At 49.2% G+C, this 16,473-nt stretch carries 15 protein-coding genes and 1 pseudogene; 7 read left to right on the top strand and 9 right to left on the bottom strand.

Annotated elements, in window-relative coordinates:
- Window positions 1–2: 2 nt before the first annotated feature.
- The 3 genes from EKK48_04745 to EKK48_04735 form a co-directional block, all read right to left on the bottom strand.
- Window positions 3–695, bottom strand: coding sequence for a hypothetical protein (locus tag EKK48_04745; protein ID RTL44561.1), 693 nt, complete (start codon window positions 693–695; stop codon window positions 3–5).
- A gap of 185 nt (window positions 696–880) precedes the next feature.
- Window positions 881–2,206 carry a hypothetical protein gene (locus EKK48_04740; protein RTL44560.1) on the bottom strand — a complete coding sequence of 442 codons (1,326 nt, stop codon included), beginning with the start codon at window positions 2,204–2,206 and terminating at the stop codon, window positions 881–883.
- 171 nt (window positions 2,207–2,377) lie between these two features.
- Window positions 2,378–3,454 (bottom strand): PrsW family intramembrane metalloprotease, encoded by a 1,077-nt coding sequence (locus EKK48_04735; protein RTL44559.1) that lies wholly within the window; start codon window positions 3,452–3,454, stop codon window positions 2,378–2,380.
- A gap of 237 nt (window positions 3,455–3,691) precedes the next feature.
- Between EKK48_04735 and EKK48_04730 the strand changes: the two genes are divergently transcribed.
- Window positions 3,692–3,955 carry an XRE family transcriptional regulator gene (locus EKK48_04730; protein ID RTL44558.1) on the top strand — a complete coding sequence of 88 codons (264 nt, stop codon included), beginning with the start codon at window positions 3,692–3,694 and terminating at the stop codon, window positions 3,953–3,955.
- A gap of 78 nt (window positions 3,956–4,033) precedes the next feature.
- On the opposite strand, the gene EKK48_04725 is transcribed toward EKK48_04730, so the two are convergent.
- A complete protein-coding gene (locus EKK48_04725) occupies window positions 4,034–4,744 on the bottom strand; it encodes a hypothetical protein (protein RTL44557.1) in 711 nt (236 codons plus the stop codon).
- A gap of 186 nt (window positions 4,745–4,930) precedes the next feature.
- On the opposite strand from EKK48_04725, the gene EKK48_04720 reads away from it, so the two are divergent.
- The gene (locus tag EKK48_04720) at window positions 4,931–5,428 is read left to right on the top strand and encodes a PaaI family thioesterase (protein RTL44556.1); all 498 of its coding nucleotides are present in this window, start codon (window positions 4,931–4,933) and stop codon (window positions 5,426–5,428) included.
- 211 nt (window positions 5,429–5,639) lie between these two features.
- Window positions 5,640–6,515 (top strand): hypothetical protein, encoded by an 876-nt coding sequence (locus EKK48_04715; GenBank protein ID RTL44555.1) that lies wholly within the window; start codon window positions 5,640–5,642, stop codon window positions 6,513–6,515.
- Between the two features lie 106 nt (window positions 6,516–6,621).
- Here EKK48_04715 and EKK48_04710 read toward each other — a convergent pair whose 3' ends face one another.
- Window positions 6,622–6,975 (bottom strand): hypothetical protein, encoded by a 354-nt coding sequence (locus EKK48_04710; GenBank protein RTL44992.1) that lies wholly within the window; start codon window positions 6,973–6,975, stop codon window positions 6,622–6,624.
- A 91-nt stretch (window positions 6,976–7,066) separates the two neighbouring features.
- On the opposite strand from EKK48_04710, the pseudogene EKK48_04705 reads away from it, so the two are divergent.
- Window positions 7,067–7,189, top strand: a pseudogene (locus EKK48_04705) (iron dicitrate transport regulator FecR).
- A gap of 846 nt (window positions 7,190–8,035) precedes the next feature.
- On the opposite strand, the gene EKK48_04700 reads toward EKK48_04705, so the two are convergent.
- Window positions 8,036–9,739: a monooxygenase gene (locus EKK48_04700; protein RTL44554.1), complete on the bottom strand. Its 1,704-nt coding sequence runs from the start codon at window positions 9,737–9,739 to the stop codon at window positions 8,036–8,038.
- A 300-nt stretch (window positions 9,740–10,039) separates the two neighbouring features.
- Window positions 10,040–10,996, bottom strand: a complete 957-nt coding sequence (locus tag EKK48_04695) for an alpha/beta hydrolase (GenBank protein ID RTL44553.1) — start codon at window positions 10,994–10,996, stop codon at window positions 10,040–10,042.
- Between the two features lie 137 nt (window positions 10,997–11,133).
- Between EKK48_04695 and EKK48_04690 the strand changes: the two genes are divergently transcribed.
- A complete protein-coding gene (locus tag EKK48_04690; GenBank protein RTL44552.1) occupies window positions 11,134–12,627 on the top strand; it encodes a HAMP domain-containing histidine kinase in 1,494 nt (497 codons plus the stop codon).
- A 49-nt stretch (window positions 12,628–12,676) separates the two neighbouring features.
- Here the strand turns inward: EKK48_04690 and EKK48_04685 are convergent, their stop codons facing one another.
- A complete protein-coding gene (locus EKK48_04685) occupies window positions 12,677–13,414 on the bottom strand; it encodes a redoxin domain-containing protein (protein RTL44551.1) in 738 nt (245 codons plus the stop codon).
- Between the two features lie 88 nt (window positions 13,415–13,502).
- Here EKK48_04685 and EKK48_04680 point away from each other — a divergent pair, with 88 nt between their 5' ends.
- A complete protein-coding gene (locus EKK48_04680; protein ID RTL44550.1) occupies window positions 13,503–14,657 on the top strand; it encodes a hypothetical protein in 1,155 nt (384 codons plus the stop codon).
- Window positions 14,658–14,772: 115 nt separating this feature from the next.
- Here EKK48_04680 and EKK48_04675 read toward each other — a convergent pair whose 3' ends face one another.
- Complete coding sequence (locus tag EKK48_04675) at window positions 14,773–15,447, bottom strand: response regulator transcription factor (protein ID RTL44549.1); 675 nt, start codon at window positions 15,445–15,447, stop codon at window positions 14,773–14,775.
- A gap of 198 nt (window positions 15,448–15,645) precedes the next feature.
- Between EKK48_04675 and EKK48_04670 the strand changes: the two genes are divergently transcribed.
- On the top strand, window positions 15,646–16,380 hold the full coding sequence (locus EKK48_04670) for a hypothetical protein (protein ID RTL44548.1): 735 nt from the start codon (window positions 15,646–15,648) through the stop codon (window positions 16,378–16,380).
- Window positions 16,381–16,473 lie beyond the last annotated feature (93 nt).

Raw genomic sequence — 16,473 nt, 5'->3', positions numbered from 1 at the left:
TGTTAAACAGCGAGGAGTGGATCTGTACCTTCGTCGCGGGTAACTTTCAGTAAGATGTCTACTGGATGATTTATGTCCCGGTTCGCGTCAGGAAATTGATGATATTGCATCTTCGATACCGTCGCTAAACCGTAATCATCAATGTATTTGTTTATTTTGGGTTTGACGATGACTGCAAATCGCAAGATTTTGCACGTTCCCGGCGAAATTCCCAGATTGAGGAGTGCTTCCTGTCCATAGCCTGTTTTGGTACCGAGGGTTTTGTACAACTTTCTATTGGGGAAGTTTATGTCAGTGTACTCAACTCGCAAAATCGGATCTGTTGTGTCTTTGAAGATTTTACCGGCGCGCTCTTTTGAGACGAGAGCGCCAAGATAATCGCAATTAAGTCCGGCTGGATCTACGGTCGTAAAGTCGAGAACTGATGCAGCAACTGCTACCGCATCGGCTGGGACATCCCATCCTTTACCAATGGCTGAACGCGTTGCAATTAACATCAGGGTGCGGTTTTGCCCTTCTAGATTCCAGTTGCATGTTGATTCGACAAAATACCCTAGAACATTGGTGGAGGTTCTGCCCTTGAAGTATTGTTGCTCTATTCCGTACCAGAGAGGCTTTTTCTGTGCATATGCATTCGTTTGAAAACACAATAGCGTCACTGCCAGAGCAATGACGATTCTTATCGACTTAAGCATGGATCTCGTGTCCCCTTTGGTGATCTTGAAATCGATTATTGCATGCGGAAAAGCCTGTGTGTATGAAAATTTTACTTAGACTTCAGTCTTGTAGAACGCCAGGAAGAGCATAACTATGCCCTTCCTGGTTCCATTCGGCTAAATTCTCATTTTCTGCGTTAGCGCTTGTTTGTTCTGTTCAAGATCTAGTCTCCACACATCTCCTCACAATCTGAAGCGTCTTGTGAAGAAGTTGTTTTAGCGGCATTCTTCTTTTCCAATTTCTGTATGGATTCAGCTAACCTGGGATTCTTAGCCTTGAGCATATCGATGTTTTCAATGACAGGTGCATCGTCTCCTGGATGCACGACCGGGTGAGAGCGACCTCTGGAGTCGAGTGATTTTGTTCCGTCAACAGATAAGAGATCCATAGTCAGTTTCCAGACATCCTGGTTCGATGCGCTTGCCTCGCCTTCGTCATTTCCTGCGTTGAGCAATCGTTTAGCGACGTGCCACTGACCTTCGCCTTTGCGATAGTGCGACAATTCATCGATCTGTCCGTATATTTCAGAATGACCGTCTCCCGGATCGACAGCGCTGTCGGGGGCGTCTCCTGCTGTTACTGGTGCATGTTCAGGGTGAGCTTCGTCACAAGCTCGTTGAACTGGCTCTTCAGGACGCTGTGTTTGTGCTGTTTTGTCGGCATAAACTGCTGAGAGTTGATCGTAGTCATCGATTGAATTGATTTTTACGTGATCCAGACCGGCTCTTCGAGCCAACGCCCGGGCACTGAAACCAGTGAAATTCTCGCCTGTCAATTCAGGATATTTGCCATTTAGCAGGTCGCTTACATATTGAGCGTTTTCGGGTGTGTATGGTCCGGTGCCTGCATTTTCAGTTTTGTTATTTACCTCGTAGGCTGTGAGGAAGCGACGCATGTCTCGTTCACTGACCCGCCCGTCGCAGGTTCCGTCGTGTGAGGCATCAAGTATTGCCATCAGGGGTGGTGAGCCCATAAATAGTTGTGCCGCAGCATCACGAACACTTTCGTGTTTCTCTTCTCTTTTATTGTGTCTTGTTTCTTGTCTGTCATACGCTCTGAGATCGGCTTTTTCGATGGTTTCGGGGTCTGCGCCCAGCCAGTTTCGTTTGGCTATGTCATCGTATTGTGAGCGACCTCTGTCATCTGCTGTCAGAAGTTGATTTGCAAGCATTGCATCGATATCGGCTTTAGTGGAACCGCCGCCTTGAGCGTAGCTGGCGATTTCATCTTTTGTTATTCCGTAATCGTCACGATTGACATTGATTTTGTCATAATCGTTTTGCAGCCAACCCACAGCTACCTGGGGCAGTATGCCGGATGCTTCCAGTTGCTTGTTCAATGCGTTAGTTTGTTCGACGCAATGGTTTGTTTTGTAGTCGCGCAGTTCATCGACCAATGTCGTGTATGCGTGTGCTTCGGCGTTGCGACCGTGGGTGTCTAGCTGGCTTTGCACTTTTTGAATGATCGAATCTGCTTCTGTATTGGGCATTTTAGAAACTCCTGAAGAGATCTGGGCAATTGCTTCAGCGCTGAGCTCTGAAAGTTGCGTTTCTTGGGGATGTGCAAAGTATGCTTGCCTTAAGTAACACTCACATAACAGTGTGTGGATTGCTTCTTTGTTCGACTGATCGTCTGGGTTGTCCGTTGTTATTAAATGGACTCAGGACTCATTTGCCTGGTCTTCCACTGCCTTATTGGTCGGTCTATCAACCGGGCTGCTGGGGCGGAGCATCTCCCCGAGCCAACCGCCGAGTGCTCCAATTACCGCTAAACCGAATGACCACTTTAAAAAGACGGGGCTTTCTTTGCCCAGGAGGAACCCGACGAAAACGCCAAGCAAGCTCAACCCAACGGCGGCTTCTCGCATGGAAACATTCGCTTTTGGTGCGCAAAACGGGGCTAGAAATCCGGTGAAGAACAAGCCAATGATGATGCCGGCTCCCAGTGTGTAGTTGGAATATTCACCGTGCCGACCAGGCACATCGACTAATGCCAGCAGTGCTAAGGCGAGTGATACCGTCAGACCGAGCATGAAAATAAAACCTACCCAATCCCATTGCAGCGGCTTTTTAAAATCTGATAGATGAATATGGAATGTTGGGGCGCCAGTTTCTGTCATGTACTGTCGATAGAGGAGCAAGAGCACAGCGCTCAATAGTGCCAGCAGTATCAGCAAGAGAAAAGGAGATGAGCCGAGACTGTATGTGAGAGCGTCATATGCACCATGAAGAAAGCTTGACAGCATGAGACCTACAACGATAAGAGCGCAGGCTCCAGGGGTGAATCGGCGCGTCCGTCCGAACGCTACAGCCCATGGCACTGAGAGCAGCACGTGAGCAGGAACAGTGGCCAGCATTCGCAAAATTATGGTGCTCGGATCCATTCTGACGAAAAAGCCGATGTTCTCTGCAAATGCGAAACCCAGAGCAGCAGCTGCTGCAACGACTATGCGATTTGATGTTTCCCGCACTGGTGTAGATGTCTTCACCGCTATCAATGTCGCTATGAATTTGAATAACTCTTCGACTGGACCAATCACGAGAAAATTCACAAGCATGAAATTGTGCGTCATGTAGGTGCCACCAAACCCTTCCAGTTTGAAAGCAGGAATAACTGCTATTGCACCGTAAACGAAAGCGCGTGCAAGAGCGTCGAGAGGTTGGCGTCGTCCCCCGGTGGACCAGAACCACCAGAGCCACAACAGGCTCGGAGCCAGAGCGAGAAGTATTAACTGCATTTGCCTTTCACTGAACTCTGGAACTCATTTCTAATTTTAATCTTTTGTGGTGGATTTAAGGACAGATTGCTCGCGTAGCTCAAGAGTTCTCTGAAAAGCTCATGCATTCATATTTTGGGGACTTCTATGTCCGAGCACTCTCTTGAGCAACTTGCCATCGGGTTTGGCTTTTGAGCTTTATGAAACTCTGCAACCGAACGGCGAGTAGTTCGTCTAGCACAGCGGAGGATCTCGACAATGCCAAACAGAAAACACACACATCAGGAACTATATCGTTGCTTGGGCGAAGTAATCGCCCTCAGACGCAAACGTTTGGGACTTTCCCAGGAAGAGCTGTCAGAAGCGTCCGGTGTTGACCGGTCATTTTTGAGCAGTGTGGAACGAGGAAAGCGTAACCCCAGTTTCGGCACCGTTGCCAGTATCGCTACAGGTTTAAAGATGCGATACACCAGATTGATAAGTAAATGCGAGCAGTGCCTGGCCAGCAAACAAGCTAGCTAGCTCAGCCTCAAGCGAGGACCGCTGACACTTAAAAACGTCAGCGGTCGACAGTTACTTCTATAACTGTCCGGTGATTTTTCATGAACGCGCATTCGGTTTGAAATCGAACATTTCAAGAGGGATGTTCTGATCGAATTGGACTTTGTTATAGACGCAAGTCACCTTTACGTCGTAGTCCTTCATCTGGCTTTGAATTTTGACCAGCTCCGCGACTTGCTCCGGGCTGAATTTCGCTTTGAACAACTGTAGCTCATGCGGAGAAATTGTCACGGGCTGTATATGTCTGGTGTACTCCAATCTGACAATGGTCATATCGCTGCGATTCAGCCAGATGTCCTGCTTTTGTGTGCCCCAGAGCCCGCGGAGATGAATCAATTCTCCGTCGTTTCGGAGTTGTTCCTTTACCAGTTCTATCGATGAAAAGTCAGACAGGCTGCGACCGGCTATTTGGTCGGGCATCAAGATGCGTGGAATCGTATGCGCAGAGCCGCTCGACACTCCAGTAGCGCCGGCTATAGCGGCACTTAAGTGCTCTTGTTCGTCCATCTTGCCGAGAAAATACAAATGCGATTTTTTACCGTCGCACCAGACAGTGTTACCGTCTCCATAGCCATCTTGCCAGAAAAAGCGGAAGTAATTGGGCCGGACGAAAAACGTCTTGAATGCTATTTGTTGTGGTGGCTGTTTCTTTTCGTCCGAAGAAGTGGTTATTACTTCTCCTTCGTCTGAATACGATTTGCAGGTTCTGTATTTGTCCAGCACATGAACAAAAAGTGATTTTGCGTCCAAGGCTCAACCTCTCGCACATGACTAGCCACAGTCCGAGGCTCAGTTTACCAGGTGTCTGTGCTGCTCGCTCTTAAGCTCAGTCAAGATGGGTTGTCAAAACACTAAGAATGCTTAGCGTTTTGGCGTCGGGAAGCAGAAATATGGTTAAGCTGAAGTACACTTTTTGTTTTCATCAGGGAGTCCGATATGACTATTCAAACGCAAGTGCGCCGCAAAAGCCTGAAGGTGCTCGACCCGAATTTCGAGCAGAAGGTAAGGGACAGTTTTGCACATCAAGGCGTAATGCAAGTTCATGGTGGCAAACTGGTGCATGTCGGTTTGGGAGAAGTGGAAGTGCATGTGCCATTCTCGAAAGGTCTTGCACAACAGCATGGATTCTTTCATGGTGGCATGGTTGCTATGGTCGCCGATACAGCATCTGGTTTTGCTACCTATACCGTTTTACATCCTGAAGAAGAATGTTTGTCTGCTGAATTTAAAATCAATTTTTTGTATCCCGCTAATGGAGAAAAGTTGATCGGGCGTGGCGGCATTATCAAAGTGGGCAGGAGCCTTGTCATCGCCGAAGCCACTGTCTCTGTGGTTCGTGATGGTGAAGAAATCGATTGTGCCTTCATGGTGCACACACTGGCGCGTACCAGACACGTTAAAAGTGGCGAAGTGAATCACCCTGATAAGAAGTAGGGCAGTGGTGTAATTACGCATAGTCGGCCCTGGTTGATCACACTTTGCTCACACCGAAAAACTAATATGCAGTCACTTGCTCAATTGAAGTGATGAGCAGCTGCGGAAGTTCCCGCGCCCGACTTAAATGTATAGAGTGAGATTGTTCGCAACCTCGCGGTGCTGTTTGGCGGCGTGATAACTTTGCGAATTCTCTAACGGAGGACTTTAGATGCCCGAGAATTTTTGCCCAGATCAAGTCAGGCGAGTTGATCCCATCGATCAAGAAGCAACTGTGATCAGTAAGTTCCTTCAAAATGGTGACCGAATGGCTGCTAGTGCTCGTTTGCGAGAAGATCTGGTCAGCATGGGACCGACGCAATTCATGGCTCTCGTTGGGGAGACAAAAGCGATCGCCAATGCTACAGGTGCGATGACTCATATCGAAATAACGCCTCTGCGCAACTTTTGTCAGCCCAATGCCGCACCATCTGCGGTGGAAGTTTCTTTGCAGACAACGGAGCGAGATCGATGGGGTCGCGTTGTGGTTGAGCAAAACTCGGTTGCGAGAATCGACAACGATGAGCGGTATCAGATTCCGCGTTTACAACCATGCGAGGTGCCACTGCCACCAGTTCGCTGCGAGCCACCGCCGTGTGAGCCGCCCAGATATGAACCACCACGGTATGAGCCACCTCGATATGAACCTCCACGCTGCGAGCCGCCAGTCCGGTATCCTGCACCACCAATTGAATTCCCCTGCCCACCACGAGTGCCACCAATCGAGCAACCGTGTCCTCCTCGCGGTGGTGGCATAAACATAGATATCGGCGTGGTTTTGAAAGGCATATTCGGTCATAAAGATGACGATCATGGGTATCGGCGTTATGAGCCGACGCGTCGATTCGATGATCGAGATAATCATTCAAATGGCAATCGTGGCGATGGTAATGTCATCGTCAATAACTACAACACAGTAAATGTGCGCGGTGGCGATGCTAAAGCGGATTCCAATTCTGGAGCAAAAGCTGATGCAGGCTCTCGCAATCAGAATGACAATCACAACCAACGACAAGATCCGCGTAAAAACTCCGACCATCATCGATGAGTTTGATCCAGCATCGGTCGTTTGAACATATCATCGATCTGGTAAAGCACAAGAGCGATCAAGTTTGAGCAGGAGATCAGCGAAGTCTGCCGCTTCGCTGATCTTACTAAGCTTCGCCTGCCTGTTTCAGCAAGTTCCGTGCTTCGCCCAGGCTGGCGTCGACTTTGGCGACGTAGGCTGAACGATTGGCGGGGCGTTCAGCGTTGTATGCCACAACGCCTGGATCTTCTCCCGAGTTTGCTTTAGCAAAGTGTGAAAGAGCAATTTCGGCGTTGCGAGTTGGGTCCTGTCGTTCAGCCACTGACATACCAGCTCCCTCGCCTTGATCATTCAGTTGAAAGAGTCCAACACTATGACCGTTATCGCCTATAGCCTTGTTGTTTCCGCCGCTTTCGACGAGCATGTCTGCTACAGCAGTGGCTGGGTCAACTCCGTCTTTCTTTGCGATTTCAGCTACAATTTTTACGTTTTCTAGTAAGGTTTTTTGATCTACGCTGGTCGAGGCACCGTCGTAACTAGTTCCTCCGCCGGCCGGGCTGGCATCGGAACTACCGCCGCCACCGCCGCCGGAGTCACCACCTCCGCCTCCTCCGCTGGAGCCACCACCTCCGCCTCCTCCGCTATAGCCGCCTCCTCCGCCGGAGTCGCCACCGCCGCCACCGCCACCGCTGTAACCACCGCCACCGCCTCCGCCGCCGGAGTCGCTTCCGCCGCCGGAGGATCCGCCACCGCCTCCACCAGAACTCTGGTCGGAGGGTTGCGGTTGTGGTGTTGGTGTGTTGTCGCTTGGGGGTGCAGGTTGGCTCGCTCCCGAGTCGTAGGCTTGCTCCTGTTGTGGTGTAACTGTGTTGTTGTTCATGTTGTCGCCACCGTTTGGATAACTTGTATCCGGTTGGGCATCGACAATCGACTGCCACATCTCAGGCACTTTCTCTCCGGGATGGGCTTGCTTAAACTGTGAAATCAGATCGCTGATTGCTTGCTTTTGCAGTTGGTCTGCATATTGCTTTGCTTGCTTGGCAGAGTTGTTTCCTTCTACTTCGATTTTCACCGAACCATCAGGGCTTGGCTTCGCATTAGGATTTTTGACGAGCTTGCCTTCTGTGTTCAGGTAATAATCTGGTTGTCTTCCGCTCTTCGCGTCTTCGGCTGGTGTAGTGAAACTGATCTTGCTCGGGTCGGTTTTCAGAATTGCAGACTTCGCGTTTTGCGATGGATAAATGTCGTCTGTAAAAGTCAGTTGAGTTGGTAAAGTACGTGGTGCTGTTGCTGTCGGGCGTGCATCTGACATCAAGCTCGTGTGAACATAGCTCGAAAGCGTTGCTGCATTTGACGTATCAAGGGCGCCAGAAACCGGCGCGTCCAGACTGGCTGAGCGTGGTGGCATCAGAGGATTTTCCTCAACAAACACATCCGGGCGCTCCAGCGCCAGGGCACGTCTGTGAACTACTAATTAGAATTGGGCAACCTCAGTCTAACAGAGGAAGCATGATTGTCAATAGTTGAACTCGGGTTCAACATTAAAGCTTCAGCGGCACAGTTCCGGGGTGGAAGGAGTAAGCGCTATCCAAGTGTTTCTGCAATTGTTCCAGGTCTATTGGTTGCGAGCGAAAGCCAACATAACCGTCCGGTCTAATCAGATACAGGCAATTGTGGAAGGAACCATATTTATGATGCAAACTTCCATCTTTATCCAGCAGAGTTCCTTGTTCATTTGCACCGGAAGGGAGTGAATCTCCGCTGACAATTATGAGCGGACGAATGAATTCTGAGTAGCGTTCTTTTATTTGTTGAATGGCGTTTTCTAAGTTGATGCCGTGCAGGGAATCTTTGTGCAGTCCGGAAAACAGCAATGCGAAGTGTGAGAATCCGCGAGTCTGCTCAAACAGTGTTGAAGGTGTGGCCGAATTGGCACTATGGACTTCTCCGTCTGGTGCTCTATCACCGGGCAGCGGTCCGTGACCGAATTCAAGCCATGCAGGACCTTCTGCAATCGGGTGACGGAAGACATGACTGATTGATTCTCTGTATTCACCGACAATTGAACTGGCACGGTAGTTAAGACCAACCATGGAGATTTTCCGGCATGCACGTTCATGCAGAACGTCTTGATTGGCAATGAGGGGTATGAGGTGATTTCGCACTTCCTGACTGACTGGGCTTCGGAGCGTCACGAGTTTCGTCATTGCATCCGTGCTGTTGAGAAGGTTTTGACCGACCGGATGTCGTTCATTGTTGTAACTCTCAAGCAGTTCTCGCGCCGCTATACCCTTTTCTACAAGCTCTATCTTCCAGGCCAGATTGAGTGCGTCTTGCATTCCTGTGTTCATTCCCTGACCCATCACGGGGCTATGAACATGCGCAGCGTCACCACATATGAAGGCACGTCCCACGTTGTATTGTTTGACACTGCGTCGATTAATCGTAAAGTAAGTCACCCACTGCGGGTTGCTGAGGGGGATGTTCTTTGCGCAACGGTGGTTTACCAGTTCCTGCATCTTCTCCAGCGTCAAAAGGTCTTCGGCTTTATGTGGCGGGCAATTGGCGACAATGCGATAGCGGCGATTGCCCATAGGAAAGAAGAAGACAATTCCTTCTTCGCAGACATAGCCGTGCAGTTCGTCATCTGAGTTGTCCCAATCGACGTAACAATCGATGGTGGCAAATCCTTCTTCATAGGTTTCGCCATCGAAGGTTAGTCCGAGAGTATGTCGAATAGTGCTGTGGGCACCATCGCATCCTATCAGCCAGTTTGACTGAATGGTCTCTTCTTTCCCGTCGGCATGTTTGATAGTGGTCGTGACTTTGTCATCATCTTGAAGGAAATTTGTTACTTCCATTTCGCGCTCGATATCGATACCGCGCTCAGATAATTCTTCGGCTAGCAGTCGTTCTGTTTCGCTTTGCGGCACCATCAGAGCGAATGGATATGGTGATGGGATTTCGTCCAGCGAAAAATGTACGATCTTTTGAGAGCCGCAGAAAAGATTGGTGGCGTGAACGATGTGTCCATTCTTCAAAAACGTATCGACGACACCTAGAGTTTCCAGAAGTTCAAGCGTTCTAGCGTGTATGCCAAGTGCTTTCGATTTATCGGAGCGATGTGGCGCTTTGTCAACGATTCGGAACTTGATGCCGGAGATGGACAGCGCCAATGCCATTGTCAGCCCAACCGGGCCTGCGCCCACAATCAAAACCGGTAACCGTTCGTTGTTGACAGCCACTAACCTATTCCTCGCCCGGGAAAACCTTCAGATCTTACCCGAAGCGCCCATGGAGCGCACGCATCTTGCGTGCATCTAATGCAAGTATTTCTTCCGGTTGCCTGTCCGGAGCGCTTTCATGGAGCGCACGCATCTTGCGTGCACCTAATTCAAGTATTTCTTTCATTCCGACGACATGCCGATGCTTTGAGTCTGACAGTTGTTGAGAATCCTCCGCAGCTCTTTTAATGCGGAGCACCAGATCTAGTGCTTCTATTCGCCTGTACCGAGGTGATGATCTGGTCGGAAATTTTGACGAACCTAAAGAACCTTGATTGTTTTCATCCACGTCTCGGCCAGTTCCGGCCATCTTGTAATAGGAAGGTTCGTCTTTCTCAATCCGAATGCGTGTTTGCCATCGGCATAAATGTGCATTTCGGCTGGAACACCGGCTTTTTTCAGTCCAGCGAAGTAAACAAGTGAATTTTCTACATCGTCGACCGGATCATTCTCGGCCTGGACAATGAACGTTGGCGGTGTTCGTTTCGTAATAGGAATGTACGGGTTCAGCTGGAAGTTTGAGGTTGTGTGTTCCAGTAGGTGTCCAGGGTAAAGAGCGATAGCAAAGTCGGGACGGCAACTAACTTTGTCTGCCGCGTCTACAGGTGGATATAATTTTTTGTCGTAGAGTGTGCTGGTTGCGGCAACCAGATGCCCTCCTGCTGAAAATCCCAGAACTCCAATTTTGTTAGGATCGATCTTCCATTTCGAAGCATTGAAACGAACAAGTCTCAAGGTCCGCTGCGCGTCTTCTAATGCCATTGCCGATTTCGGATAGCAGCCCGAGCGCGGATACAGCATATTTCCCGGCACCCGATATTTCAGGAGTATACAAGTCACGCCTCTCGCTGTCAGCCAGTCGCATACCTCCGTTCCCTCAATATCCATCGCCAAAATCCAGTAACCACCGCCAGGAAAAATAACGACAGCGGCACCAGTGTTTTTTCCTTTTGCTGGATACACAGTCATCGTTGGCGTCGATACTTTGCCAACGCAGACTCCGGTGTTAGACATCTCCTCCGGACCTTTGGTTGGTACAGCGTCAGGAATTTTGCCCGGCCAGATGGGAACTTGCGTTAGACCTGCTGCAGGCTTCCACGTTTCATTGTGCCACTCGGAGTCATTTCTTTTTTCAGCCGATTGGACAGGCTGAATAAAAAGACTCAGGGTCAGATATAAACAAATGAGCGGCAAAGATAGCGGTAAATATCTATACATCGGGCGCCTCCATCAGGTGCACTTGAATGTTAGGGTAACGATGTAAGGTGACGAAACGGGCGTTGTAAGATGACTTGAAGGTTCAGGTTAAATTGTCAATCAAACAAATGTTCTGATGTACTGTGTATTATTAGTGGATGTTCAAAGCACGAATCATTCACAAAGGTATTGCTCTTGCCCTGATTCCGCTGGCAGTCAATACCGTGTTTTTCGTACTTCTTTTTTCAGCCCTCGCTCGGGCGAAAACGCTTGTTAACCAGGAACACAAGCAGTCTGAGATTCTCACTCATATCGACAATCTGAATGTCATTCACGTCAACATACTCGGTACGTTGGGAACTTTCGCGGCAACAGGCAGAAAGAAGGAACTGCGATTGAATCAGCGTCTCAAAGATGAGGCTCGAAAGGAAGCAACCGCTATTGCCGAATTGACTAATAATGACGAGCGAATCACCAGTTATTTGAAGAAACTTGATGCCACCATAAACGAAAATTCTCGATTGCTCTCCAAGTTGAGTGGTTCGATCGATGATGACTTGCAGAATGAAAGCATTATGAATCAAGCCAACACTTTGAGAGTATTGATCAGGCAAGCTGGGGTGAAAGACAGAATTCTGATGGACCTGATGGCGGAGCAGCAGGCTCAGCTTGAAGTATTAAACCGGAATGAAGAACAGGCAGAGGAACAGGTTAAAGTTATTGTTTTAACTGGACTGATCTCGAACTTTGTCGTTGCGCTGGTGTTGATTCTTCTGTTCGTCAAAGATGTAACCGGAAGACTTCGTGTACTGATGGCAAATGCTCGAATGCTGCCGAAAAATGAGCCGCTCACGCAAGAGGTGACAGGGTCAGACGAGTTGCGCGAACTGGACACCGTGATCCATCAAGCCAGCGCGCAGCTTATAGAGTCAGCCGAGTACCGCCGCGGGCTTATGCAGATGATGGCGCACGATTTGAGGAGTCCACTTACTGCATCGATGGCGGCTCTTCAACTTTTGACTGAAACGCAAAAAGAACTAATGGAACGCGGAAAAAAGCAGGTCGATAGGATCAATTTGAGTCTTCAGACCTCAGTCGATTTGATAAATGATTTGCTTCTACTCGAGAGTCTCGAAGTTGGACAACTTGTTTTGAATTTAAATCGAGAAAATATCAAGGAGATTGCAGACAATGCTGTCGACATGGTCGCCAGTCTTGCAACTATGAAGCAGATCACGATAAGCAACGAAGCCATTGAGGAAGAGGTAAACGTTGACCGCAACAGAATGCTTCAGGTGGTGACAAACTTGCTTGGCAATGCAATCAAATTCGCTCCAGCCGGTTCGACCGTTCGGGTTACAACCAAACGAACTGACACAAACGTCGTGGTGGCAGTCATTGATCAGGGTCGCGGGTTGACACCGGCAGACCAGGCTAAATTGTTTCAAAAGTTCCGGCAAACCGAAGAAGGCAGGTCAGCCGGGGGCTCCGGTTTGGGACTGGCAATATCAAAACTGATTGTTGAATCACACGGCGGTAAAATTGGCGTAGAAAGCCAATTAGGAAAAGGATCAAAGTTTTTCTTCACTCTTCCATCAGACAATTTCGATGCCGGCTATGCCATCGTATCTGATGACACCCAGAATAGTTGACATGAGCGACTTAAGCTGAATTTTCTCTGCACTTATTATTCAGAAGCAATTATTTGTGGAACCCGATCAGTTTATTGACTGCTTCATACAGCGATTGCGCTGCCGGTGAGTCCTTCTCCAGTCGACCGAGATCGTGCCCCCACACAATGGTGCCGTCTTGATTGATTAGAAAGGATGCCGATGAATAGGCGCGTTGTTCAGAGTGTATCCAAAATCGTTCCAGGGTATTCCATGAATTGTCGAGAGCAATTGGAAACTTATAGCCAAGTCTCTCTGCGGCTTTTCTGACTTCTTCGATGCTGTCTCCCTTGGTCGTTTTGGAGTGATGGATTCCGATCACAATCAAACCATCTTTGGCATATTTGTTTTGCAATTCGTTCATTACTGTTGCGCTTGCATCGCACATTGCACAATTGCGGTACCAAAATCTGATAAAGACAGGATGCCCGCGCAGTTCTTTCATTGTCTTCGGTTTGCAGTTGGCCCATTGCAAATCATCAGCGAATTCGGGCGCTGGCTTTCCGATCAGTTCCAAAATTTCTTTTGATGGTTTCCACTCTTTCTCGCTTCGATGTGCGGCCAGGTCTGCTTCTGATGATCGCCCACAATCAACGAAAGTCTTTGCGCCGACCTGATGTTGCATGTCGAGGTGTTGATCCGTGCCAGGTGTATAAGTCGCTCCACCTTCAGCCAGCGCGGCGGGGAGCAACCCTGAGACGGAAGCTGCCGTAAGAATAAGCTGAAGTAGTCGCTTCTCGTTCATGCAATAGTTCTCCACACTTATCATGACAGATTGTATTTGATCGGTCGAATATTCCTGCGGGAGTAGGTTCGTCTATCTCATTTCACTGCTCGACTTTCCATGTAACAACAATATGACAATGCCGGCAGTACGATTCCTTCGTCTTGTTTTGTTTACTACGCCGCTATCGTCCGAGGGCTTCAGTATGACTGCATTTGAATACCGCGAATCGACAAGTCAGAACCACACGCGTGAGGCGCACCAGGAGCTGCGACATGGCGCGCATGGTGAACGTCACGGTCCCAACTTCAACAGGAGAGAATTGCTCGGGCATTTGCCAGAGTCATGTGTCTATCGGCACGTCAGGTCTGCACATGATGCGGAGCAAACGCAATCTCTGCATTTTTCCAACCCATATGAAAACTTGCACCACGATGCCGCTCGCATTGATATGGTTTCTCGTTCTGAGACTACTCGTCACCGATTGCTTGATCAGGCTGAACAAAATATTGAGCGGCACTTGCGACACAACGATCGTAATTTTGCTCCTGTATTCGCTGAACTCAGTTCACTGCGACATCGGGATGGTGCAAATATCGAACAGGATTTGAAGCACTTGAATTATGCCATGCATAGCAGAGGATTGTTGAGAGGTCAGGAGATTGTTCGGGACGATCGAAGCGATGGTCCGGGTTGGGGTGTAGTCGCTGAGGACAAGCAGAACAAAGAGCACGACGGACATCGCAACGGCACGATGGTCAGCACCAGTCACTCACCTCATGAATCTGCTGAGCTTCGTCGACATTACGAGGAAATGACCAGACGTGGGCATCATCAGAATCATCATGGACATCGTGAGCATAACGGGTGGCAGCAGTCGGTGGAGGGAGGTGGTGGCGCGCATGGTGGTTATGATGGGCAGGCTGTTGGTGGACACGTGCCTCCCGGCGATCGCAGAGACATGATTGAAGAGGCTCTACGTTTGGCTGGTGTGCCTGTTACCGAGCAGAATATCTCAGCCGTCAACACTATAGTTACGAGGGAAAGCAGTTGGAACCCCAATAGTACTAACAACTGGGACTCAAACGCCCGCGCCGGGCATCCTTCTACCGGATTGATGCAGACCATTCCCTCGACATTCAGGCAGTATGCTCTTCCCGGGATGAATAACAATATTCATGACCCATTGTCGAATCTTGTGGCGGGCATCCGCTATGCCGAGTCCCGTTATGGTGGACACGGAGAATCCGGGGTGGCCAGGGTCGCCAGTCGACCAGGAGGTTATTAATCGATAGCCACAGATCGACTCAGGAGTTAATTGATAACCATGGCTATAAAATCAGGAATTTAACCGATAACCATGGCTATGAAATCAGGAATTTAACCGGTAACCATGGCTGTACTCAGGAGTTAAATCTATAACCAGCGCTATGGACTGTTTCGATTAACGGCTTTTCTGCCGCGGGAAGTTCCAGTTTTTTGCGCAAGCGGGCCAGGAGTGTGCGAAAGGCTCCTGGTGAGCTTTCTGTGTCCGTCTCCCAAACGCGCTGCATGATCGCTTCGACCGTGAAAACCTTGTCGGGATTTCTCATGAAGAACTCGAGTAGTGCAAACTCTTTAGGAAGGAGATCCAGTGCAACACCATCCATAGTGGCTTTCAGATTTTGAGGTTCAATTGATATATTTCGGAGTGAGATTACATTGCTAATCTGGTCAGCTGACTTCCTCAGTTGAACTCGGATGCGCGCGGCTAATTCCTTCAGATCGAAAGGCTTAGTCAGATAGTCATCTGCACCGCCGTCAAGTGCATCAGTCTTACGATCGACGTGGGTCTTGCACGTCAACATTATTACAGGAGTTTTCTTCCCTTTGCCGCGCAATTCTTTGAGAACTTTGTCGCCATCCAGACCCGGCAAGTCCCAGTCCAGCAAGATTAAGTCGTAATCGCTTTGGATTGCATATTCCAGTCCATCGCGCCCGTCGACTACGTGTTCGATCAGGTGGTGATCGTTCTTCAGGTAAGCCGACACAAATTCCGCTGTAGCGTTATCGTCTTCGACCAGGAGGATTTTTGCCATGAAAAAGAATTTCTGCCCTGAATTCCCGTACCTGTGGTGATTTTAGCAGGACGGTAGATAATTCACAAATCTGACTTTTCCATGTGACATCCGTGCAACACCTCTCGATGCATTATCAATGCATCGCAAGAAACTGCGATGAACGGAATCCCGATTTGAACCCCTGCAAATCGTTTATATCTCCAGAGGAGAATTACTATGCCAGACATTCATAACGTGCGCCCTTCGCAAAGAGAAAATCAAATTGCCGATCGTCAGGATGCGTTAGCGAGACAGCACGCAGCAGCCGCAGACCAAGCCAACAATCGTATGTGGGCTGAGGTGCAATCTAGCTGGGGGAGTCAAATTGCCTCTGTTCAACATAGAACGCAAGGCTTGATCGCTGGAGCCGGAGAATGGATAAATGACCGCCAGGTTGAAATCGGTAATGCCTATAACCAGGCTCAAGAGCAGGCTAGCCATATTATTCCCGATGCCTATGTTCGCACTCGTCACGCGCTAAGAGAGTTGGGAGAGACTGCGGACCGAGCTGTTGAAGCGCGAGAACGTGTTTTGTATCCAGAGAATCAAATTCAAGCATCGCCTCTGCAGCGAACACTTGCAGTGCCTACACCTCATTCAGAGCCCGGCAGACATGGAGCACCCTCTGATTCACATGTTCCGCCTGCGCAGCACCCAAATCCCACAACACCACAGCACGGCGACACGGGTAGACAACCTTCCACTCATTCCGAGCACCCACGCACTGCCCACGGTGCTGAGCACCGAGATTATGTGGTCCGTCGGGGAGACAATCTTTCGTCAATCGTGAGGGCTGATGAGCAAAGAAGACACCCTGGAACACACGATGCCAGACGTGAGCACCTTAGAGTTCAGGCTCTTGTTAATCATTATGGCGAGACGATTTTGCCTGGCATGCATATTGAACTTTAGTAATCAAGTTTGTCGGAAGCGCCTTTGATTCAGCTCTTTTGTTCATGTCAAAAATGTAGTTCAGGAGTAATTGAGTAGTTCACTTGTAATTGA

Source organism: Candidatus Melainabacteria bacterium, assembly GCA_003963305.1.
Taxonomy (GTDB): Bacteria; Cyanobacteriota; Vampirovibrionia; order Obscuribacterales; family Obscuribacteraceae; genus PALSA-1081.
The sequence above is the reverse complement of the archived record's forward strand: the minus strand, read 5'-3'. Positions and strand labels throughout refer to the sequence as shown.

Excerpts from the sequence above, each read along its gene's own strand:
- EKK48_04680 (RTL44550.1), top strand. The coding sequence starts at position 13,503 with ATGACAATGCCGGCAGTACGATTCCTTCGTCTTGTTTTGTTTACTACG.
- EKK48_04730 (RTL44558.1), top strand. The coding sequence starts at position 3,692 with ATGCCAAACAGAAAACACACACATCAGGAACTATATCGTTGCTTGGGC.
- EKK48_04685 (RTL44551.1), bottom strand. The coding sequence starts at position 13,414 with ATGATAAGTGTGGAGAACTATTGCATGAACGAGAAGCGACTACTTCAG.
- EKK48_04690 (RTL44552.1), top strand. The coding sequence starts at position 11,134 with ATGTTCAAAGCACGAATCATTCACAAAGGTATTGCTCTTGCCCTGATT.
- EKK48_04745 (RTL44561.1), bottom strand. The coding sequence starts at position 695 with ATGCTTAAGTCGATAAGAATCGTCATTGCTCTGGCAGTGACGCTATTG.
- EKK48_04720 (RTL44556.1), top strand. The coding sequence starts at position 4,931 with ATGACTATTCAAACGCAAGTGCGCCGCAAAAGCCTGAAGGTGCTCGAC.
- EKK48_04675 (RTL44549.1), bottom strand. The coding sequence starts at position 15,447 with ATGGCAAAAATCCTCCTGGTCGAAGACGATAACGCTACAGCGGAATTT.
- EKK48_04735 (RTL44559.1), bottom strand. The coding sequence starts at position 3,454 with ATGCAGTTAATACTTCTCGCTCTGGCTCCGAGCCTGTTGTGGCTCTGG.
- EKK48_04740 (RTL44560.1), bottom strand. The coding sequence starts at position 2,206 with ATGCCCAATACAGAAGCAGATTCGATCATTCAAAAAGTGCAAAGCCAG.
- EKK48_04695 (RTL44553.1), bottom strand. The coding sequence starts at position 10,996 with ATGTATAGATATTTACCGCTATCTTTGCCGCTCATTTGTTTATATCTG.
- EKK48_04670 (RTL44548.1), top strand. The coding sequence starts at position 15,646 with ATGCCAGACATTCATAACGTGCGCCCTTCGCAAAGAGAAAATCAAATT.
- EKK48_04715 (RTL44555.1), top strand. The coding sequence starts at position 5,640 with ATGCCCGAGAATTTTTGCCCAGATCAAGTCAGGCGAGTTGATCCCATC.